18 protein-coding genes are annotated in these 19,960 nt (G+C 69.2%); 12 read left to right on the top strand and 6 right to left on the bottom strand.

Features of this window, described 5'->3' with window-relative positions; translation table 11 throughout:
* Nucleotides 1-159 precede the first annotated feature (159 nt).
* The 6 genes from fliF to MBR110_RS02655 are packed head-to-tail and all read left to right on the top strand — an operon-like array spanning nucleotide 160 to nucleotide 7,012.
* Nucleotides 160-1,923, top strand: a complete 1,764-nt coding sequence (fliF, locus tag MBR110_RS02680; protein WP_014723838.1) for a flagellar basal-body MS-ring/collar protein FliF — start codon at nucleotides 160-162, stop codon at nucleotides 1,921-1,923.
* On the top strand, nucleotides 1,913-2,908 hold the full coding sequence (gene fliG / locus MBR110_RS02675; RefSeq protein WP_011886303.1) for a flagellar motor switch protein FliG: 996 nt from the start codon (nucleotides 1,913-1,915) through the stop codon (nucleotides 2,906-2,908). The genes fliF and fliG overlap by 11 nt, the downstream gene beginning before the upstream one ends.
* On the top strand, nucleotides 2,901-3,581 hold the full coding sequence (fliH, locus tag MBR110_RS02670; protein WP_011886304.1) for a flagellar assembly protein FliH: 681 nt from the start codon (nucleotides 2,901-2,903) through the stop codon (nucleotides 3,579-3,581). The genes fliG and fliH overlap by 8 nt, the downstream gene beginning before the upstream one ends.
* The gene (gene fliI / locus MBR110_RS02665; RefSeq protein ID WP_034192475.1) at nucleotides 3,575-5,104 is read left to right on the top strand and encodes a flagellar protein export ATPase FliI; all 1,530 of its coding nucleotides are present in this window, start codon (nucleotides 3,575-3,577) and stop codon (nucleotides 5,102-5,104) included. Before fliH ends, fliI begins: the two co-directional genes overlap by 7 nt.
* A 5-nt stretch (nucleotides 5,105-5,109) precedes the next feature.
* Nucleotides 5,110-5,568 carry a flagellar export protein FliJ gene (fliJ, locus tag MBR110_RS02660; protein WP_034192474.1) on the top strand — a complete coding sequence of 153 codons (459 nt, stop codon included), beginning with the start codon at nucleotides 5,110-5,112 and terminating at the stop codon, nucleotides 5,566-5,568.
* A 31-nt stretch (nucleotides 5,569-5,599) separates the two neighbouring features.
* Complete coding sequence (locus tag MBR110_RS02655; RefSeq protein ID WP_059739021.1) at nucleotides 5,600-7,012, top strand: flagellar hook-length control protein FliK; 1,413 nt, start codon at nucleotides 5,600-5,602, stop codon at nucleotides 7,010-7,012.
* Between the two features lie 23 nt (nucleotides 7,013-7,035).
* Here MBR110_RS02655 and MBR110_RS02650 read toward each other — a convergent pair whose 3' ends face one another.
* Nucleotides 7,036-8,676, bottom strand: a complete 1,641-nt coding sequence (locus MBR110_RS02650) for a GMC family oxidoreductase (protein ID WP_034192472.1) — start codon at nucleotides 8,674-8,676, stop codon at nucleotides 7,036-7,038.
* Between the two features lie 720 nt (nucleotides 8,677-9,396).
* Between MBR110_RS02650 and MBR110_RS02645 the strand changes: the two genes are divergently transcribed.
* Nucleotides 9,397-10,839, top strand: coding sequence for a coniferyl aldehyde dehydrogenase (locus MBR110_RS02645; RefSeq protein ID WP_014723843.1), 1,443 nt, complete (start codon nucleotides 9,397-9,399; stop codon nucleotides 10,837-10,839).
* Nucleotides 10,840-10,897: 58 nt separating this feature from the next.
* On the opposite strand, the gene MBR110_RS02640 is transcribed toward MBR110_RS02645, so the two are convergent.
* Nucleotides 10,898-11,929 carry a serine/threonine protein kinase gene (locus MBR110_RS02640; RefSeq protein ID WP_011886310.1) on the bottom strand — a complete coding sequence of 344 codons (1,032 nt, stop codon included), beginning with the start codon at nucleotides 11,927-11,929 and terminating at the stop codon, nucleotides 10,898-10,900.
* A gap of 49 nt (nucleotides 11,930-11,978) precedes the next feature.
* Complete coding sequence (locus MBR110_RS02635) at nucleotides 11,979-12,191, bottom strand: hypothetical protein (protein WP_011886311.1); 213 nt, start codon at nucleotides 12,189-12,191, stop codon at nucleotides 11,979-11,981.
* 730 nt (nucleotides 12,192-12,921) lie between these two features.
* Here MBR110_RS02635 and MBR110_RS02630 point away from each other — a divergent pair.
* Nucleotides 12,922-13,803 carry a DMT family transporter gene (locus MBR110_RS02630; protein WP_059735174.1) on the top strand — a complete coding sequence of 294 codons (882 nt, stop codon included), beginning with the start codon at nucleotides 12,922-12,924 and terminating at the stop codon, nucleotides 13,801-13,803.
* A 291-nt stretch (nucleotides 13,804-14,094) separates the two neighbouring features.
* Nucleotides 14,095-14,280 (top strand): hypothetical protein, encoded by a 186-nt coding sequence (locus MBR110_RS02625; protein ID WP_011886314.1) that lies wholly within the window; start codon nucleotides 14,095-14,097, stop codon nucleotides 14,278-14,280.
* Between the two features lie 128 nt (nucleotides 14,281-14,408).
* Here MBR110_RS02625 and mgrA read toward each other — a convergent pair whose 3' ends face one another.
* Nucleotides 14,409-15,452, bottom strand: a complete 1,044-nt coding sequence (mgrA, locus tag MBR110_RS02620; RefSeq protein WP_034192468.1) for an L-glyceraldehyde 3-phosphate reductase — start codon at nucleotides 15,450-15,452, stop codon at nucleotides 14,409-14,411.
* 184 nt (nucleotides 15,453-15,636) lie between these two features.
* On the opposite strand from mgrA, the gene MBR110_RS02615 reads away from it, so the two are divergent.
* Entirely contained in the window at nucleotides 15,637-15,843 is a 207-nt protein-coding gene (locus MBR110_RS02615) for a DUF3185 family protein (RefSeq protein ID WP_011886316.1), read from the top strand.
* A 153-nt stretch (nucleotides 15,844-15,996) separates the two neighbouring features.
* Here MBR110_RS02615 and MBR110_RS02610 read toward each other — a convergent pair whose 3' ends face one another.
* Nucleotides 15,997-16,770 (bottom strand): phytanoyl-CoA dioxygenase family protein, encoded by a 774-nt coding sequence (locus MBR110_RS02610; RefSeq protein ID WP_011886317.1) that lies wholly within the window; start codon nucleotides 16,768-16,770, stop codon nucleotides 15,997-15,999.
* Between the two features lie 352 nt (nucleotides 16,771-17,122).
* On the opposite strand from MBR110_RS02610, the gene MBR110_RS02605 reads away from it, so the two are divergent.
* Nucleotides 17,123-17,464 carry a hypothetical protein gene (locus MBR110_RS02605; protein ID WP_011886318.1) on the top strand — a complete coding sequence of 114 codons (342 nt, stop codon included), beginning with the start codon at nucleotides 17,123-17,125 and terminating at the stop codon, nucleotides 17,462-17,464.
* Nucleotides 17,465-17,571: 107 nt separating this feature from the next.
* Here MBR110_RS02605 and metK read toward each other — a convergent pair whose 3' ends face one another.
* Nucleotides 17,572-18,759 (bottom strand): methionine adenosyltransferase, encoded by a 1,188-nt coding sequence (metK, locus tag MBR110_RS02600; RefSeq protein WP_011886319.1) that lies wholly within the window; start codon nucleotides 18,757-18,759, stop codon nucleotides 17,572-17,574.
* 226 nt (nucleotides 18,760-18,985) lie between these two features.
* Between metK and lpxL the strand changes: the two genes are divergently transcribed.
* The gene (gene lpxL, locus MBR110_RS02595) at nucleotides 18,986-19,909 is read left to right on the top strand and encodes a lauroyl acyltransferase LpxL (protein ID WP_258366898.1); all 924 of its coding nucleotides are present in this window, start codon (nucleotides 18,986-18,988) and stop codon (nucleotides 19,907-19,909) included.
* Nucleotides 19,910-19,960 lie beyond the last annotated feature (51 nt).

Here is a 19,960-nt window from a genome sequence, read left to right as displayed (position 1 = left end):
GATAGCAGCGCGGCCCGCGCCAAAGCCGAGAAAGTACGGGGGAAACCCGGCTCTTTTCGGGCGATCGGAGTCGCGCTCCGGTCCCGATAATCGCATCGTGTCATTGTCCGTCCGCTCGCCTGAGCGGCTCAGTCGTCCCGCTCCGGAGAAACTCCTCGCATGGATTCGCAGGCCAACTCGCTGATCAACCCCGACGCTCGCACGGGCCTCGCCGGCCCGGTGCCAGGCGCAACCGCGGCCGCCGCGTTGCCGGGCGCGGGCGCTGCCGGCGCTGACTTCGGGTTCGGCGGCTTCGCGGAACGGATTCCGGGCATCGCACGGATGAAGGGCAACCCGAAGCTGCCGTTCCTGATCGCCGTCGCGTTTGCGATCGCCGCGATTACCGCCCTCGTGCTGTGGAGCCGCACGCCCGACTATCGCGTGCTCTACAGCAACCTGTCCGACCGTGACGGCGGCGCGATCATCGCCGCGCTCCAGCAGGCAAACGTTCCCTACAAGTTCGCCGACGCCGGCGGCGCGATCCTGGTGCCGTCGAACCAGGTGCACGAAACGCGGCTGAAGCTCGCGGCGATGGGCCTGCCGAAGGGCGGCTCGGTCGGCTTCGAGCTGATGGACAACCAGAAATTCGGCATCAGCCAGTTCGCCGAGCAGGTGAACTACCAGCGCGCGCTCGAAGGCGAGCTGCAGCGCACGATCGAATCGATCAACGCCGTGCGCGGCGCGCGCGTGCATCTCGCGATCCCGAAGCCGTCGGTGTTCGTGCGCGACAAGGAAGCACCGAGCGCGTCGGTGTTCATCGACCTCTACCCCGGCCGCGTGCTCGACGAGGGCCAGGTGCAGGCGATCACGCGAATGGTGTCGTCGGGCGTGCCCGACATGCCGGCGAAGAACGTGACGATCGTCGACCAGGACGGCAACCTGCTGACGCAGCCGGCCTCGGCGTCCGGCCTCGACGCGAGCCAGCTCAAGTACGTGCAGCAGGTCGAGCGCAATACGCAGAAGCGCATCGATTCGATCCTCGCGCCGATCTTCGGCACCGGCAACGCGCGCTCGCAGGTCAGCGCGGACATCGATTTCTCGAAGCTCGAACAGACCTCGGAAAGCTACGGCCCGAACGGCACGCCGCAGCAGGCCGCGATCCGCAGCCAGCAGACCAGCAGCGCGACCGAACTCGCGCAGGGCGGCGCGTCGGGCGTGCCGGGCGCGCTGTCGAACACGCCGCCGCAGCCGGCGTCCGCGCCGATCGTCGCGGGCAACGGCCAGAGCGGGCCGCAGTCGACGCCGGTGAGCGACCGCAAGGACCAGACGACCAACTACGAGCTCGACAAGACGATCCGCCACGTCGAGCAGCCGATGGGCAACGTGAAGCGGCTGTCGGTCGCGGTGGTGGTCAACTATCAGCCGGTGGCCGACGCGAAGGGCCACGTGACGATGCAGCCGCTGCCGCCCGCGAAGCTCGCGCAGATCGAGCAGCTCGTGAAGGACGCGATGGGCTACGACGAGAAGCGCGGCGACTCGGTGAACGTCGTGAACAGCGCGTTCTCGACCGCGAACGACCCGTACGCCGACCTGCCGTGGTGGCGCCAGCCGGACATGATCGAGATGGCGAAGGAAGCCGCGAAGTGGCTCGGCATCGCGGCGGCCGCGGCGGCGCTCTACTTCATGTTCGTGCGCCCGGCGATGCGCCGCGCGTTCCCGCCGCCCGAGCCGCCCGCGCCGGCGCTCGCGGCGCCGGAGGACACGGTCGTGCTCGACGGCCTGCCCGCGCCGGAGGCGGCCGCCGAGCCCGATCCGATGCTGCTCGGCTTCGAGAACGAGAAGAACCGCTACGAACGCAACCTCGACTACGCGCGCACGATCGCCCGCCAGGATCCGAAGATCGTCGCCACCGTCGTGAAGAACTGGGTGTCCGATGAACGCTGAAGGCCTGAACAAGAGCGCGCTCCTGCTGATGTCGATCGGCGAGGAAGAGGCCGCTGAAGTATTCAAGTTCCTCGCGCCGCGCGAGGTGCAGAAGATCGGCGCCGCGATGGCCGCGCTGAAGAACGTCACGCGCGAGCAGGTCGAGGAAGTGCTGCAGGAGTTCGCGCGCGAAGCGGAGCAGCACACCGCGCTGTCGCTCGATTCCGGCGACTACATCCGCTCGGTGCTGACCAAGGCGCTCGGCGAGGACAAGGCCGGCGTGCTGATCGACCGGATCCTGCAGGGCAGCGACACGAGCGGCATCGAAGGCCTGAAGTGGATGGATTCGGCCGCCGTCGCCGAGCTGATCAAGAACGAGCATCCGCAGATCATCGCGACGATCCTCGTGCACCTCGATCGCGACCAGGCGTCGGAAATCGCGTCGTGCTTCACCGAACGGCTGCGCAACGACGTGCTGCTGCGGATCGCGACGCTCGACGGCATCCAGCCGGCCGCGCTGCGCGAGCTCGACGACGTGCTGACCGGCCTGCTGTCCGGCAGCGACAACCTGAAGCGCAGCCCGATGGGCGGCATCCGCACCGCGGCCGAGATCCTGAACTTCATGACGAGCCATCATGAGGAAGGCGTGCTCGAAAACGTGCGCCAGTACGACGCCGATCTCGCGCAGAAGATCGTCGACCAGATGTTCGTGTTCGAGAACCTGCTCGACCTCGAGGATCGCGCGATCCAGATGGTGCTGAAGGAAGTCGAATCCGAGACGCTGATCATCGCGCTGAAGGGCGCGCCGCCCGCGCTGCGCCAGAAGTTCCTCGCGAACATGTCGCAGCGCGCAGCCGAGCTGCTCGCCGAGGATCTCGACGCGCGCGGCCCGGTGCGCGTGTCCGAAGTCGAGACGCAGCAGCGCCGCATCCTGCAGATCGTGCGCAATCTCGCCGAGAGCGGCCAGATCGTGCTAGGCGGCAAGGCGGAAGACGCATATGTCTGATGCCGCGCGCGATCGCGCCACGCTCACCGCGTACCAGCGGTGGGAGATGGCGTCGTTCGACCCGCCCCCGCCGCCTCCGCCGCCCGACGACGCGGCCGCCGCGGCCGCCGCGCTCGCCGAGGAACTGCAGCGCGTGCGCGACGCCGCCCATGCGGAAGGCCACGCGGCCGGCCACGTCGACGGCCAGGCGCGCGGCTACCAGGCCGGCTTCGAGCAGGGCCGCGAGCAGGGCTATGCGGCCGGCCAGGCCGAAGCCCGCGAGCAGGCCGCGCAGCTTGCCGCGCTGGCCGTATCGTTTCGCGAGGCCGTGTCGCAGGCCGAGCACGATCTCGCGTCCGATCTCGCGCAGCTCGCGCTCGACATCGCGCAGCAGGTCGTGCGTCAGCACGTGAAGCACGATCCCGCCGCGCTGGTCGCGGCCGTGCGCGACGTGCTCGCCGCCGAACCGGCGCTGTCCGGCGCCCCGCATCTCGTCGTGAATCCGGCCGACCTGCCCGTCGTCGAAGCCTATCTGCAGGACGATCTCGACACGCTCGGCTGGAGCGTGCGCACCGACGCATCGATCGAACGCGGCGGCTGCCGCGCGCACGCCGCCACCGGCGAGGTCGACGCGACGCTGCCCACCCGCTGGCAGCGCGTCGCCGCCGCGATCGGCAAGGTGAGCACGTGGTGACGCGCTCGCCCGAGCAGCTCGCGCACGACGGCTTGACGCCGCTCGAGCGCGAACTCGCGCTCGCGTCGTTCGGGCCCGAGGGCGCGCCGGGCGCAGAGCCCGCCGCCGCGAGCGCGCCGGCCGACACGCGGCACGCGCCGCACAATCCGCACCTCGAACATTGGCGCACGCATCTGCACACGCTCGCGACGCGCAGCCAGCGCGCGCTGCCGCTGCGGCCCTGCGGGCGCCTCACGCGCGCGGCGGGGCTCGTGCTCGAAGCGATCGGCCTGCGGCTGTCGGTCGGCGCCGAATGCACGATCGAGCTGCCCCCCGGCAGCACGCTGCCGTACGCGCAAGCGGAAGTCGTCGGCTTCTCCGGCGAGCGCCTGTTCCTGATGCCGACCACCGACGTGGCCGGCGTGTTGCCCGGCGCGCGCGTGTGGCCGCTCGAAGCCGCCCCCGTTGCCGATCCGCTCGCGGGCGCGAAACGGCTGCCGGTCGGCTGGGAAATGCTCGGGCGCGTCGTCGACGCGTCGGGCCGCCCGCTCGACGGCCTCGGCCCGCTCGCGGCGAAGGTCGACGCGCCGCTGTCCGCGCCGTCGATCAACCCGCTCGATCGCGAACCGATTCATCACGTGCTCGACGTCGGCGTACGCGCGATCAACGGCCTGCTCACCGTCGGCCGCGGGCAGCGCATGGGCCTGTTCGCGGGTTCCGGCGTCGGCAAGTCGGTGCTGCTCGGCACGATGGCGCGCTACACGAGCGCGGAAGTGATCGTGATCGGGCTGATCGGCGAACGCGGCCGCGAAGTGAAGGAATTCATCGAGCAGATCCTCGGCGAGGACGGCCTCGCGCGCTCGGTCGTCGTCGCGGCGCCGGCCGACGTGTCGCCGCTGCTGCGGATGCAGGGCGCCGCCTATGCGACCTCGCTCGCCGAATATTTCCGCGACCAGGGCAAGCACGTGCTGCTGCTGATGGATTCGCTGACGCGCTACGCGATGGCGCAGCGCGAGATCGCGCTGGCGATCGGCGAGCCGCCCGCGACCAAGGGCTATCCGCCGTCGGTGTTCGCGAAGCTGCCCGCGCTCGTCGAGCGCACCGGCAACGGGCCGGAAGGCGGCGGCTCGATCACCGCGTTCTACACGGTGCTGACCGAAGGCGACGACCAGCAGGACCCGATCGCCGACTCCGCGCGCGCGATCCTCGACGGCCATATCGTGCTGTCGCGCTCGCTCGCCGAGGCCGGCCACTATCCGGCGATCGACATCGAGGCGTCGATCAGCCGCGCGATGACCGCGCTGATCGACGAAGGGCATCTCGACCGCGTGCGGCAGTTCAAGCAGATGCTGTCGCGCTACCAGCGCAATCGCGACCTGATCGCGGTGGGCGCCTATGCACCGGGCCGCGACGCGCAGCTCGACCGCGCGATCGCGCTCTACCCGCGCATCGAAGCGTTCCTGCAGCAGGGCTTTCGCGAATGCGCGCCGTTCGCATCGAGCCTCGCCGCGCTCGATGCGCTGTTCGACGAATACGGAGGCTGACGCCGATGGCACATGGATTTCCGTTGCAACTGCTGCTCGACCGCGCGCAGGAAGACCTCGACGCCGCGGCCAAGCAGCTCGGCACCGCGCAGCGCGATCGCAGCGCGGCCGCCGAACAGCTCGACGCGCTGCTGCGCTATCGGGACGAATACCACGCGCGCTTCTCGCAGTCGGCGCAGCACGGCATGCCGGCCGGCAACTGGCGCAATTTCCAGGCGTTCATCGATACGCTCGACGCGGCGATCGCGCAGCAGCGCGGCGTGCTGGCCGCGGCCGAAGTGCGCATCGACGAGGCACGCCCGAACTGGCAGCAGAAGAAGCGCACCGTCGGCTCGTACGAGATCCTGCAGGCGCGCGGCGTCGCGCAGGACGCGCAGCGCGCCGCGAAGCGCGAACAGCGCGACGCCGACGAACACGCCGCGAAGATTCTGCGCATGCGGGCCGACGCGGCCCGTTCGGCCTAACCGCTCAACGCTTTCGAACCAGAGAATCGTCATGCTCCCTCTTCCCCTGCTCGGCGCCCTGATCGACACCGCCGGCGCCGCCATCAAGGCCGTTCGCAACTCGGGCTCGTCGGCCGCATCCGCCACGCCGGCCGCGTCGGCCGGCAACGATTCCGCCAGCGGCCCGGCCGCCGTGCCGTTCGCGCAGACGCTCAAGCAAAGCGTCGCCAGCCGCCACGACGCCGCCAGCGGCGACACGTCGGATGGCGCGACTTCATCGGCCGCGTCGACGTCGGCGCCGAATTCGTCGACCTCGGCCGCCGGCACGAACCCGTCGAAGCCGTCCGGCAACCACGACGACAAGTCCACCGACGACGCGAACGCGACGCCGAACCCGGATGCGGCCGCGCTGGCCGCGGCCGTCGCCATGCAGGCGCAGTTGCAGGCGCGCGTGGACAATCCGGCGCCGGCCGCCGCGGATGCCGCGGCGACGGCTGCCGGCGCCGCCGCGCTCGCCGGCACGGCGGTCGCAGCGGGCCAGCCCGACGCGACGGCCGCGCTCGCACATCAGGCCGGCACCGATGCCGCCGCCACGCCGGTCGCGCCCGCCGCGGCCCGCGATGCGCTGCAGGCCGCGCTCGCGAAGCTGAGCGGCGACGCGGGCGCGATCGCGCTGCCCGCCGGCGCCGCGGGCACGTCGTCGGCGGCTGCGCCGACGGCCGCAGGCGCGCAGTCCACGCCGACCGTCCCGACCTTCGATCGCACGCTCGCGGACGCGAAGGGTGCGCTCGCAACCCAACAGACGCCCGCGCAAGCGGCCGCCTCGGCGCTGCAGGCCGGCGCGGGCGGCCAGTCGGCCGCGCAGCATGGATTCGGGTCCGGCGAACAGGCCGCCAGCCCGGCAGCCGATGCGACGGCGGCCGCCGCCACCGCAGCGGCCACGGCCGCGGCTGCGGCACAGGCGAACGTGCAGGCGTCTCCGGTCGCCGGCTCGATCGCCGCGGCCAATGCGCACGTGCTCGCGCCGCACGTCGGCACCGCGGACTGGACCGATGCGCTGAGCCAGAAGGTCGTGTTCCTGTCGAATGCGCATCAGCAGAGCGCCGAGCTCACGCTGAACCCGCCGGATCTCGGGCCGCTGCAGGTCGTGCTGCGCGTGGCAGACAATCATGCGCACGCGCTGTTCGTGTCGCAGCACCCGCAGGTGCGCGATGCCGTCGAGGCGGCGCTGCCGAAGCTGCGCGAAGCGATGGAAGCGGGCGGTCTCGGGCTGGGCAGCGCGACGGTCAGCGACGGCGGCTTCGGCTCGCAGCAGAACGCGCAGCAACAGGCCTTCGCCGGCGGACGACCGTCGTCGCGCGCACGCGCCGGATCGTCAGGCGCCGACGCACCGCTCGACGCCGCGCCATCCGCAGCGGCCGCCGCAACCGTGAGCCGCGCCGGCCTCGTCGATACGTTTGCCTGAGCATCGCGTGCGCTGACCGGCGCTCAGCGGCCGTGCACGGCCGCGGCCGCCGCGCTGCGCGACGCGCTGCCGTTGCGCGCCGCGACGATGAAGTCCGCCGCGCGCTCGCCGATCATCACCGACGGCGCATTCGTGTTGCCGCCGATCAGCGTCGGCATCACCGACGCATCCACGACCCGCAACCCGTCGACGCCGCGCACGCGCAGTTGCGGATCGACGACCGCCCGCGCATCGGAGCCCATCCGGCAGGTGCCGACCGGATGGTAGATCGTGTCGGCGTGCGCGACGATCGTCGCGCGCAGCTCGGCGTCGCTCTGGTCTGGCCGCGTGTACAGCTCGCGGCCGCCTTGCGACGCGAGCGGCGCCTGCGACAGGATCCGCCGCATCGCGTGCGCGCCGCGCACCAGCAGGTCGAGATCGCGCGTATCGCTGAAGAAGCGCGGATCGATCAGCGGCGCGTCGCGCGCATCGCCGCTCGCGAGCGCGACCGTGCCGCGGCTGAACGGACGCAGCGCGCACACGTGCAGCGAATAACCGAACCCCCAGTGCATCTTGCGGTTGTGATCGTCGACCAGCGCCGCGCAGAAATGCAGCTGCAGGTCGGGACGATCGAGCGACGGATCGCTCTTGATGAAGCCGCCGGCCTCCGCGACGTTGCTCGTCATGATCCCCGTGCGGCTCGACAGGTAGCGCGCGAGCGCGGGCGTCATCTTCGCGATGCCGCGCAGACAGATGCCGACCAGTTCGGACGAATTCACGCGCGTATTGACGATGAAGTCGATGTGGTCGCTCAGGTTCGTGCCGACCTCCGGCGCATCGTGCACGACCGCGATGCCGTGCCGGCGCAGCTGTTCGACCGGACCGATCCCCGAGCACATCAACAGTTGCGGCGAATTGAACGCGCCGGCCGACAGGATCACCTCAGCCCGCGCGCCGAGCGTCTCGACGCGCCCGTCGCGCGACACCACGACGCCGACCGCGCGCTTGCCGTCGAAGCCGACGCGCAGCACCGTCGCATCGGTGATCACGTGCAGGTTCGGCCGGTTGCGGCCGTAGATGTACGCGCGCGCGACGCTGCAGCGCGAGCCGTCGCGATGCGTGACCTGGTAGAAGCCGACGCCTTCCTGCGTCGCGCCGTTGAAGTCGTCGTTCAGCGGATAGCCGGCCGCATGCGCGGCCTGCACGAATCGTTCGGAGAACGGATTGCGGAAGCGCAGATCCGAAACCGTGAGCGGACCGTCCGCGCCGTGCCATGCGTCGGCGCCGCGCTGGTTGCCTTCCGCGCGGCGGAAATACGGCAGCACCTCCTGCCAGCCCCAGCCCGTCGCGCCGAGCGCCGCCCACTCGTCGTAGTCGCCCGGATGGCCGCGCGTGTAGATCATCGCGTTGATCGCGCTCGAGCCGCCCATCCCGCGGCCGCGCGGCTGATAGCCTCGGCGGCCGCCGAGGCCCGGCTGCGGCACCGTCTCGTAACCGTAGTTGGTGCCGAGCTTGAACGGCACGAGCGCCGCGATGCCGACCGGCATGTTGACGAGCAGATTGCGCTCCGTGTGCGAACCGGCTTCGATCAGCGCGATCGTCGCATCGGGGCAGGCGTCGGCGAGGCGACCGGCGAGGCTCGAGCCGCCCGAGCCCGCGCCGACGATGATGTAGTCGTATTGCACGTCACGTCTCCTTCGTGTCATGAACGGCGCCCGGTTCGGCCGGCTCCCGCTTGTAATGTTCGGGCATTGTAGGAACGGCCATCGCGCGCGCGGCAGGTCCGTTAAAGAGCGATTCCTCTAAACGCACGCGTGAACTAAATTTAAGATGTGTCGATCGATGCGACGCGATGCAACGGCCGCCAGACGCCGCGCCGTCGCAAAACTGGGGAGACGACGATGCAGCGCGAAGCTCTGCGAGCCGCGTGCCGACCGGATGATCCGATCGCGCCGCGCGCCGCCCGCATTTCAATTCAAACGGACGCCACCACGGCGACGTGCTGCAGCCGATGCAGCAGCAGCCGAAATCGAACGACGTCGCACACGGCCGACCGTTTGGACGGCCCGTCGAGCGAGCGGCGGGTCGCGCGTGCACACACGCATCTGCCCATGCTGCGCGACTGCGCTTCGCCGCACCGGCGAGCGCCCGACGCGGCCGTGCACACGTGCGACGACGATCGGCTCGCGCCGCCTGCGCGCACCGCGTCGCCCCGGTTCCGCATCCGGATACCGTCGCGCGGACGCGACGCTTGCCTGCCGCTTCATGCCGTTTTCGCTCACCCGACGCATCCGGCCCCACGCCGCGTCGCGCATGCGGCCCCGACCCGACCCGCCACGCTCGCCGAGCGCACACGTGCGGCCTGACTGCTGGCCGACGCGCCACGCTCACCTGGAGAACATGCGATGAAGAACGACCTGCCCGAACTGGCCCCGCAAGCGCTGCCGTCGCTCGATGCGCTCACGTCGCTGCTGCGCGATCAGCGCGCGGCTTACCTGCGCGCCCCGTACCCGGAATGGGACACGCGCGCGCAGCACCTGCGCGCGCTGCGCACGATGCTGATCGAGCACGCCGATGCGCTCGCCGATGCGATCAGCGCCGACTTCGGGCATCGCGCGAAACAGGAGGTGCTGCTGTCGGAAATCTGGATGGCGAAGGAAGAGATCGACGATGCGCTGAAGCACGGCAAGCGCTGGATGAAGCCGATGGCGAAGCGGATGAACAAGTGGCTGCGGCCGGCGCGCGCCAAGGTCGTGCCGCAGCCGCTCGGCGTGGTCGGCATCGTCGTGCCGTGGAACTATCCGGTGCTGCTCGCCGCCGGCCCGCTGATCTGCGCGCTGGCCGCCGGCAACCGCGCAATCGTCAAGATGTCCGAGCTGACCCCGCGCACGTCGGCGCTGTTCGAGCAGCTGATCGCGAAGACCTTCTCGCGCGACCACGTTGCGGTCGTGAACGGCGATGCGGAGCTCGGCGCCGCCTTCAGCGCGCTGCCGTTCGACCATCTGCTGTTCACCGGCTCGACGCACGTCGGCCGCCACGTGATGCGCGCCGCCGCCGACAACCTGACGCCCGTGACGCTGGAACTCGGCGGCAAGTCGCCGGCGATCATCGGCCCGAATGCGCGCTTCGATGCGGCGGTCGACGCGATCATCGGCGGCAAGACGCTGAACGCGGGGCAGACCTGCATCGCCCCCGACTACGTGCTGCTGCCGCGCGGGATGGAAGGCGCGTTCATCGAGCGCGCGCGGGCGCGCTTCGCGAAGCTGTATCCGGACCTGTCGAACAACGGCGACTACACGACGATCGTGTCGCCGCGCCACTACGCGCGGCTGCAGCAGCTCGCGAGCGACGCGCAGGCGGCCGGCGCGCAACTGCACCCGCTGTCGGATGCGCCATCCGATCCCGCGTCGCGCCGCTTCGTGCCGTGCGCACTCACGCACGTGCCGGACGCGTCGCAAGTGATGCAGGAGGAAATCTTCGGGCCGCTGCTGCCGCTCGTGCCGTACGAACGGCTCGACGAGGCGATCGGCTACGTGAACGCGCGGCCGCGGCCGCTCGCGCTGTACCTGTTCGACGAGGATCGCGGCACGATCGACCGCGTGCTGCGCGAAACGATTTCAGGCGGCGTGACCGTCAATGAAACGCTGATGCACATCGCGTGCGGCAGCCTGCCGTTCGGCGGTGTCGGTGCGAGCGGGATGGGCGCATATCACGGCTACGACGGCTTCGTGACGTTCTCGAAGATGAAGCCCGTGCTCACGCAGTCGCGGCTGAACACGCGCGGGCTGATCGCGCCGCCGTACGGCAAGCGCTTCGCCGCGGTGATCCGGATGATGCTGAAGTTCTGAGCGGCGGGGGCGGCGCGGCGCTCGCGCCGGAGCGCGGCGCGGTTGGCCACCCGCGCGGTCACACGGGCCAGAGCGGCCCTTCCTGCATCGCGCCGATCTGCTCGCGCAGCTCGAGTACGCGCGCTTCCCAGTAGCGATGCGTGTTGAACCACGGAAACGCCGCGGGAAACGCCGGATCGTCCCAGCGACGCGCGAGCCACGCCGCGTAATGGATCAGGCGCAGCGTGCGCAGCGCCTCGATCAGATGCAGCTCGCGCGGCTCGAATTCGCAGAAATCCTCATAGCCGGCGAGCAGGTCCGCGAGCGCGCGCGACGCGCCTTCGCGATCGCCCGGCAGCAGCAGCCAGAGATCCTGTACGGCCGGCGCCATCCGGCTGTCGTCGAAGTCGACGAAATGCGGGCCGGCATCGGTCCACAGCACGTTGCTCGGATGGCAGTCGCCGTGCGTGCGCAGCATGCGCACGTCGCCCGCGCGGTCGAACGCGGCCTCGACGCCTTCGAGTGCGAGCGCGACCGCCGTCTCGTACGCCGGCCGCACATCGTGGGGAATGAAATCGTGCGCGAGGAGGTAGTCGCGCGGCTCGTAGCCGAACGTGCCGATGTCGAGCGCCGGACGCGCGACGTACGGCTGCGTCGCCCCGACCGCATGAATGCGGCCGATGAAGCGGCCGAGCCATTCGAGCGTGTCGCTGCGGTCGAGGTCCGGCGCGCGGCCGCCGCGACGTTCGAAGATCGAGAAGCGAAAGCCGCCGAACGCGTGCAGCGTGCGACCGTCGAAGACGCGGGCAGGCACCGCCGGAATCTCGCGCGCGGCGAGTTCGGCGACGAACGCGTGTTCTTCGAGGATTGCGTCGTCCGACCAGCGCGCGGGCCGGTAGAACTTCGCGACGACGGGCGGGCCGTCCTCGATGCCGACCTGGTAGACGCGGTTCTCGTAGCTGTTGAGCGCGAGCAGGCGCCCGTCGGTGCGCAGCCCGGCCGGCATCAGCACGCTGTCGAGCGCGTCGAGCACGCACTCGGGCGTGAGGCCGGCGAACGGCGGGCCGGCGGGAGCAGCGGAGGCGGAAGTAACGTCTGTCATGCCCCGCATTGTGCCGTCAGCCGCGCCGAAACACGAGCGTTGGCTGCGATGCGTGGACTCAGTGGATCGCGGCGCCGGCCGGCAGCACGGATTCGCCGGTGTCGATCAGGTCCTCGAGAAAGAACGGCTCGGTGTTGAGTTCCTTCGACTCGCCCGGTACGCCCGCGTACCAGGTCACCATGGCCATGTCGCCCAGAACGCGCTGAACGATGCCGCGCGCGCCCTTCGGCACTGCGATATGGGTAGTGCAGACAATCGACCCGACATGCATGATGGTTCCCCACTCTTGAAACTTGAAACCCGGCTCGCGGACGAGCCGGCAAATGCACGATCCGCGCCGCCCTCGCCGGGGATGTTGCGCGTGATCCCATTGTTCACGGTTTATCGAAGCGCGAAAAGAAGAAGAAGCGGGTGAAGTGCCGCGAATTCGTCGAATGTCTCCAATCAACCACTGCGTCGTGCGCGCGCTTGCACGCCCGATCAACCCCATCATACCCTGTCGCACGTGACCGTCCGCGGAAAGCGCCCGGCGCGTGCGTCACGCGTGTCGCGCCGGGGAACCGTGCGATGCGCGACGTGCCTGCGATGGTTGCGCGGCCGCGTGCACGACGATCGCGACCGTCGTCGGATCGCGTACGGCTGGCTCGCGGGTGTGCGGGGTGTTCTCATACCCCGTTGCGCTGGACGGCCGCCTCGCGGTACCTTTCACGTTCATTCGCATTCGAACGCATTTCGACACGATGCATTCGCTCACGTCCACACCTGCAGAATCCTGGCCGCAGCTCGACTCGCGGCCGCAAGCGTGCGCGCATTCGTCGGCTCCCCCTCCGCCTGTCGCAACGCCGCTCGTCGGCGCCGCGCCGCCGCCACCGGCGACGCGCGCCGGCTGACACCGGTATTCCGTTTTCCATCCGCCCGCATGACGCATGCGGTACACGCTCGCGTATCGCACGTCTGCGCGCGGCATGGAACGTCTCGATCCGTTCGACAGGTGAATTCACATGATTTCGTTCAAACGCGCGCTCGCCGCGCATGGCGCAACGTCGCTGTTCGTCCTGCTGTGGAGCAGCGGCGCGATCTTCGCCGAACTGGGGCTGCGTCACGCGTCCGCGTTCGTTTTCCTCGCCGCGCGCTTCGCGCTCGCATCGCTCGTGCTCGTCGTGCTGGCCTGCGTGCGCGGACGCTGGCTGCCGCCGCGCGGCGAGCGGCGCATGGCCGCGCTCACCGGCTTGCTGATGATGGGCGGCTATTCGATCTTCTATCTGCTCGCGCTCGAGCGCGGGATCGCGCCCGGCGTGCTCGCGACGATCCTCGGCGTGCAGCCGATCGTCACGCTCGCGATCGTCGAGCGGCGCTGGCAGCCGATGCGCGTCGCGGGGCTCGGGCTGTCGCTGGCCGGGCTCGCGCTGGTCGTATGCCGCGGCGTCGGCGACGCGGGCATGCCGCTGACGGGCGTCGCGTGCGCACTCGCCGCGCTCGTCGCGCTGACCGTCGGCGCATTGCTGCAAAAACGCACGCGCGCGGCGCCCGCCGACGTGCTGCCGTTGCAGAACGCGATCGGCCTCGCGCTGTGCGTCGCGATCCTGCCGTTCCAGCGCGTGTCGCTCGAGCCGGGTTGGGCATTCGTCGTACCGTTGCTGTGGCTGGGCATCGTGATCTCGGTGATCGCGCAGCTGCTGTTCTATCGGTTGATGCAGCGCGGCGATCTCGTCGACGTGACGAGCCTGTTCTATCTCGTGCCCGTCGTCACCACGCTGATGGACGCGTTGTGGCTCGGCCACCGCCCCGCGCCGCTCGCGCTCGCCGGCATGGGCTCCATCGTCGCGGGGCTCGTGCTCGTGTTTCGCCCGTCGGCACGTCGGCCGCGCCGCGGCCGCGCATAGCCGACACGGGCCGCTTACCGGGTCGACATCGCCGGTCCCGGACTGCGCTTTCGCGCAAACCGAAAGCAACGGGAAAGACTGGCGCAAGGCATTCGTCCGATTCGCGGCGAAACGGGCGACATTCAGGCGTTTTCCCGCTGCTTTTAATGGTTCGGATAGCGAAAAACGCGGCGCGGTTGCCTATACTCGAATTGTCCGGCCCGCTTGCGAGCGGGTCGGCCCCACATTAGAAATACCGGGCATGGGGCCGGTGCAGGCGCGTGCCTACGCCGGCCGACTACGGAGACACGCATGACCACCTATTTCACGATCGGCGACTTCATCCTGTTGATTCCGATGGCGCTGGCCGGCGCGCTGTTTCTCGGCGCGGTGCCGTGCGCCACGCAGTTCCGCCACAACCTGCTGCGCGTGCTGGGCGTGATCCTCGGCGTCGGCGTCGCGGTATTGCTGGTCGAAGGGCTGCCTGCGCTGCTGTAGCGACACGCCCATGCGTGGTTCACGTCGCTGCATCGCAGCGACGCAGCGGCTCGCGCGCAGTTGCCGCGCAGTTATCGCGATACGGCGCCCGATGTTTCGGAGCCCGTATCGCGTGCCGATGCAACCGGTCAGATCGCCTGATCGGTGGACGGCTTTTCCCACAGATTGATCCCGCCTTCGGTCGCGTAGCGATCGATTTCAGCGAGTTCGTCGGCCGAAAATTCGAGGTTCTTTAGCGCGCCGACGTTTTCACGCACCTGCTCCGCACGGCTCGCACCGATCAACGCCGACGTCACGCGCTCGCCGCGCAGCACCCATGCAAGCGCCATCTGCGCGAGGCTCTGGCCGCGCCGCTGCGCGATCGCATCGAGCTTGCGCACGTGCTCGAGGTTCGCCGCGCTCAGGTGATCCTGCTTCAGCGAACCGCCGCCCGGCTTGTTCACGCGCGCATCGGCCGGCACGCCGTTCAGGTATTTCGACGTCAGCAGCCCCTGCGCGAGCGGCGTGAACGCGATGCTGCCCGTGCCGAGCGCATCGAGCGTGCCGAGCAGTTCGTGCTCGACCCAGCGGTTGAGCAGGTTGTACGACGGCTGATGGATCAGCAGCGGCACCTTGTACTGGGCGAGCAGTTCGGCCATCTCGCGCGTCTTCGCGGCCGAGTACGACGAGATGCCGATATACAGCGCCTTGCCCTGCTGAACCGCCGATGCGAGCGCGCCGGCGGTTTCCTCGAGCGGCGTATGCGCGTCGAAGCGGTGCGAATAGAAGATGTCGACGTAGTCGAGGCCCATGCGCTGCAGGCTCTGGTCGAGGCTCGCGAGCACGTACTTGCGCGAGCCGCCGCCGCTGCCGTACGGCCCCGGCCACATGTCCCAGCCGGCCTTGGTCGAGATCAGCAGTTCGTCGCGGTAGGGCCGGAAATCCTCCTTCAGCAGCCGGCCGAAGTTGATTTCGGCGCTGCCGTACGGCGGCCCGTAGTTGTTTGCGAGATCGAAGTGATTGATGCCGAGGTCGAACGCGGTGCGCAGAATCTCGCGCTGCGTCGCGATCGGCGTCGTGTCGCCGAAGTTGTGCCACAGGCCGAGCGACAGGGCGGGCAATTTGAGCCCGGATTTGCCGCAGGTGCGGTATTGCATGTCGGCATAACGTTCGGTAGCTGCTTCGTAGGCCATGAGTCGGTTCCGTCTGGACGTCGGGGAAGGGACGCGCGCCGCGCGCAGACATCGCGCGACGGCGGCGAAGGACACGTACGGCGTTCATGGTAGCGAACGTGGCCGAAGCGCGCACGGCCATGGACGCGCCCGCGCGCGTCGCCTACACTGCGGCGTCTCGAATCACCGTTACAGCGAGGTTGGTATGTCCCGCGTCATCTCGGTTGCGCTGCTGGTCGGCGGCGTCGTGCTGCTCTATTTCGGCGGCCAGTCGTTCCATTCGATCAACGACAACGTGTCGCGCTTCTTCACCGGCTCGCCCGCGACGAAGACGATCCTGCTGATCGCCGGCGGCGCCGTCGCGATGCTGATCGGTCTGATCGGCCTCGCGATGCCGGGCAACAAGCGCTGAGCACGCCGGCGCGATTCGCTCGAGCGGGTCGACCAAACGAAACGGGCGGCCAGGCCGCCCGTTCGTCATTGTGCCCGCGCGGCCGAAGCGCCGCGCCGGGGCCGGTAGCCCGACGGCCCGGCACCACGACGGGCGCGCCGGACCGACGCACCGCTAGAACTGCACTTCCGGCTTCGCCGCCGAGCGCGTGCCCGGCAGCGGCCGGTTGCTGATCCCGTGATAGGTGTAAACCAGCGAGAACTTCACGTCGTCGGAGCGGTTCTGGCCGGCCGAATGCAGCGTGTTGCAGTGAAAGAACACGACGTCGCCGGTCTGCAGCGGCGGACAAATCGCCGCGTCGATCATCACGCGGTTGGCGGGCAGGTCGCTGCGGAAGAACTTCGCGTCGTCGAATGCTTCCGGCCCGAATTCGGCCGTGTGCGAACCCGGCACCAGCCACAGCGCGCCGTTCTCGTTCGTTTCCGTGCCGAGCGCGAGCCACACCGACACCATGTCCGCGCGTTCGAACGACCAGTAGCGGAAGTCGCGATGCCAGCCGGTGAGGCTGCCGTACGCTGGATGCTTCGTCATCATGCAGTTGTGATGCGCGCGCGACAGCACCGGCTGCTCGCCGAAGTACTCGCGCATCCATGCGCCGATCTCGGGCGCGATCGCGCGCTGGGCGAACGCCGGGTCGCGCGAGTACGCATCCAGCAACCGCCGCACCGTATGGCCGCCCGGCGCGTGCCGGGAGTCCGGCGCGCCCGGATAGCGCAGATCGGCCTCGAATTCGATCGGCTCGGCCGCTTCCTGCAACTGCCGCTGCGCGATCCGCTTGAGCGTCGCGCACTGCGCTTCGCCGACGAGGCCGCGCGCAACGACGAAGCCGTGTTCGCGCAATTCCGCGACCTGCGCGCGGATCGATTCCGACTGCAATGGTGACGACATGGGATGCCAGACGTTTATTGTGTGAATGTGACGATTGTAAATCGGCGCCGAAGACCGCGAACAGCGCCATTGCCGTGCGCATGGGCATGCCAATCGCTGATTTGATTCGGATCAAGGGAACTGTGTGGCGCGGCGCGAGCCTCAGCGACAGGCTGCACGCGGCAATTCGCTTGCGGCACGAGGGTTTATCGCGACTTTTGCGCGTCACGAAAGCCCGGTAGCCTGTCGCGGCCTGTCAATTCTGGCGGGCGCGACGCGCAGCGGGTTTGGGTAAGATCCGTTGCGCCATCCGAGGCCGTCGATACCAGTGCGCTCTGCAAGGCGCCACCCATACAAGCGAAGCATCGTTCACATGCCATTCCGTCTGACTTCCCGTTTCAACCGCGCTGCCAAGCGCGTCGTGCCGTCCGCTCCCGCCCGCTCGCTGCGCCATCATCGCGCGCGGGCTCGCGCGCTCGCCGGGCACACGCACGCGCACAGCCGGCTGGACGGCATCCGCGCGTGGTTCCACGCGTTCTTCTCGATGATGAACGCGCAAGCGTTCGCACGCCGCGCCGGGCTGCGCTCGCTGCTGCAAAAGCCGTCGTCGCTGCGCGCGCTCGCGCTGCGCCGCACGCTCGGCCCGCAGCGCCGCGTCAATCGTCCGCGGCGGCTGGCGGCGAGCCACGGCTGGTTCGGCTTCGGCGCACGCTGACGCCGCCGCGCCGGCCGGCATCGCCACGATGCGGCGTCGGTTCGACTGCGAACGACGCGCATAAAAAAACCCCGGCATGCCGGGGTTTTTCGTTTGCAGCGGAGCGCTTATGCGACGCGTGCGGTCGGCTCGACGCCGGCTGCTTCGGCCAGCGCCAGCGCCTTGTCGGTCGCTTCCCACGAGAATTCCGGCTCTTCGCGGCCGAAGTGACCGTAAGCGGCCGTCTTCTCGTAGATCGGGCGCAGCAGGTCGAGCATCTTGATGATGCCCTTCGGGCGCAGGTCGAAGTGCTCGCGCACGAGCTTCGTGATCACCGCATCCGACACGCGGCCCGTGCCGAACGTGTTGACCATCACCGAGGTCGGCTCGGCCACGCCGATCGCATACGACACCTGGATCAGCGCGCGCGAAGCGAGGCCCGCGGCGACGATGTTCTTCGCGACATAGCGGCCCGCATAGGCGGCCGAGCGGTCGACCTTCGACGGATCCTTGCCCGAGAACGCGCCGCCGCCGTGCGGTGCGGCACCGCCGTAGGTGTCGACGATGATCTTGCGGCCGGTCAGGCCGCAGTCGCCCTGCGGGCCGCCGATCACGAACCGGCCGGTCGGGTTCACGAGGAACTTGATGTCGCCCTTGATCAGGTCGGCCGGCAACGTCGGCTTGATGATTTCCTCGATCACGGCTTCGCGCAGCGCCGGCAGCTCGATGTCCGGTGCGTGCTGCGTCGACAGCACGACGGTGTCGATCGAATCGGGCTTGCCGTCGACGTAGCGGATCGTGACCTGCGACTTCGCGTCCGGACGCAGCCACGGCAGGCGGCCGTCGCGGCGCAGGCTCGCCTGGCGCTCGACCAGACGGTGCGACAGGTAGATCGGCAGCGGCATCAGTTCCGGCGTTTCGTCGCATGCGTAGCCGAACATCAGGCCCTGGTCGCCCGCGCCCTGATCGAGGTTGTCGTCATGCGCGCGGTCGACGCCCTGCGCGATGTCCGGCGACTGCTTGTCGTACGCGACCAGCACCGCGCAACCTTTGTAGTCGATGCCGTAGTCGGTGTTGTCGTAACCGATGCGCTTGATCGTGTCGCGCGCGATCTGGATGTAATCGATGTTGGCCGTCGTGGTGATTTCACCGGCCAGGACGACGAGACCCGTGTTGCACAGCGTTTCTGCGGCAACGCGGGAATATTTGTCCTGCTCGAGGATGGCGTCGAGAATCGCGTCCGAGATTTGGTCCGCGACTTTGTCCGGATGGCCTTCGGAGACGGATTCGGACGTGAAGAAATAATCGTTTGCCACTTTTTCAGGCTCCTGTGTGGTTACGGTCGGTTTCACGTAGCCAGCTTCGTTGGGCCTGAAGCGGCGACGCTTTAGCGGATTACCAGGACCGGGCAGCGCGCTTCGCGCCAGCCGGCTTCGCCCCGCAAGTTGTCAGTTAACTCGGCGAAGCCCGTATTATAGCGGCTTTCGTGAATTGTCACAGAGCGCCGCCCGTGCCGTATCGTCCGCTGTCCTCCCCCCCTGTCTGCCACGCGCCGGCCAGCCGGCCCAACGGAGATTCCGCATGCTAGGCCGCCTCGGCACGCACCTCGCCATCGGCTTCCTGAAGCTGCTCGCCCTGCTGCCGTACGGCCTGACCGCGCGGTTCGGCGACGGCCTCGGCTGGCTGCTGTACCAGATCCCCAGCCGGCGCAAGCGCATCGTACATATCAATCTGAAACTCTGCTTTCCCGACTGGAGCGACGCGCGGCGCGAGGAAGTGGCCGGCCTGCATTTCCGCCATGCGATCCGCAGCTACGTCGAGCGCAGCGTCCAGTGGTTCGGCTCCGAGCGCAAGCTCGCGAAGCTGATCCAGGTCGACAGCGCGGTCGACCTCACCGATCCCGATCTGCCCCCGACGCTGTTCCTCGGCCTGCATTTCGTCGGCATCGAGGCCGGCTCGATCTGGCTGAACCGGTCGCTGCACCGCCGCTGCGGGTCGCTGTACCAGCCGTTCTCGAACGAAGTGCTCGAAGCGGAAGCGAAGAAGGCGCGCGGGCGTTTCGACGCCGAGATGGTCGGCCGCGCGGACAGCGCGCGCGTCGTGCTGCGCTGGCTGCGCGACCGCAAGCCGGTGATGCTCGGCGCCGACATGGACTACGGGCTGCGCAATTCGACGTTCGTGCCGTTCTTCGGCGTGCCCGCCTGCACGCTGACGGCCGTCGGCCGGCTCGCGAAGACGGGCCGCGCGCAGGTCGTGCCGTTCATCGGCGAAGTGCTGCCGAACTACAAGGGTTACCGGCTGAAGGTGTTCAAGCCGTGGGATCACTACCCGACCGGCGACGACGACCTCGACGCGCGGCGCATGAACGAATTCCTCGAAGAGCAGATCCCGCTGATGCCCGAGCAGTACTACTGGGTTCACAAGCGCTTCAAGACGCGCCCGCCCGGCGAGCCGAGCCTCTACTGAACGCCATCCGCCGGCGCGCCGCCGAACGCGCGCCGTCCAACATCCGCTGCG

The sequence above is a fragment of the Burkholderia sp. MBR-1 genome, assembly GCF_013822785.1.
GTDB lineage: Bacteria > Pseudomonadota > Gammaproteobacteria > Burkholderiales > Burkholderiaceae > Burkholderia > Burkholderia vietnamiensis.
The sequence above is the reverse complement of the archived record's forward strand: the minus strand, read 5'-3'. Positions and strand labels throughout refer to the sequence as shown.

Coding starts and splice junctions, on each gene's coding strand:
- fliF (WP_014723838.1), top strand. CDS start 160: ATGGATTCGCAGGCCAACTCGCTGATCAACCCCGACGCTCGCACGGGC.
- fliG (WP_011886303.1), top strand. CDS start 1,913: ATGAACGCTGAAGGCCTGAACAAGAGCGCGCTCCTGCTGATGTCGATC.
- fliH (WP_011886304.1), top strand. CDS start 2,901: ATGTCTGATGCCGCGCGCGATCGCGCCACGCTCACCGCGTACCAGCGG.
- fliJ (WP_034192474.1), top strand. CDS start 5,110: ATGGCACATGGATTTCCGTTGCAACTGCTGCTCGACCGCGCGCAGGAA.
- MBR110_RS02655 (WP_059739021.1), top strand. CDS start 5,600: ATGCTCCCTCTTCCCCTGCTCGGCGCCCTGATCGACACCGCCGGCGCC.
- MBR110_RS02645 (WP_014723843.1), top strand. CDS start 9,397: ATGAAGAACGACCTGCCCGAACTGGCCCCGCAAGCGCTGCCGTCGCTC.
- MBR110_RS02640 (WP_011886310.1), bottom strand. CDS start 11,929: ATGCGGGGCATGACAGACGTTACTTCCGCCTCCGCTGCTCCCGCCGGC.
- MBR110_RS02635 (WP_011886311.1), bottom strand. CDS start 12,191: ATGCATGTCGGGTCGATTGTCTGCACTACCCATATCGCAGTGCCGAAG.
- MBR110_RS02630 (WP_059735174.1), top strand. CDS start 12,922: ATGATTTCGTTCAAACGCGCGCTCGCCGCGCATGGCGCAACGTCGCTG.
- MBR110_RS02625 (WP_011886314.1), top strand. CDS start 14,095: ATGACCACCTATTTCACGATCGGCGACTTCATCCTGTTGATTCCGATG.
- mgrA (WP_034192468.1), bottom strand. CDS start 15,452: ATGGCCTACGAAGCAGCTACCGAACGTTATGCCGACATGCAATACCGC.
- MBR110_RS02615 (WP_011886316.1), top strand. CDS start 15,637: ATGTCCCGCGTCATCTCGGTTGCGCTGCTGGTCGGCGGCGTCGTGCTG.
- MBR110_RS02610 (WP_011886317.1), bottom strand. CDS start 16,770: ATGTCGTCACCATTGCAGTCGGAATCGATCCGCGCGCAGGTCGCGGAA.
- MBR110_RS02605 (WP_011886318.1), top strand. CDS start 17,123: ATGCCATTCCGTCTGACTTCCCGTTTCAACCGCGCTGCCAAGCGCGTC.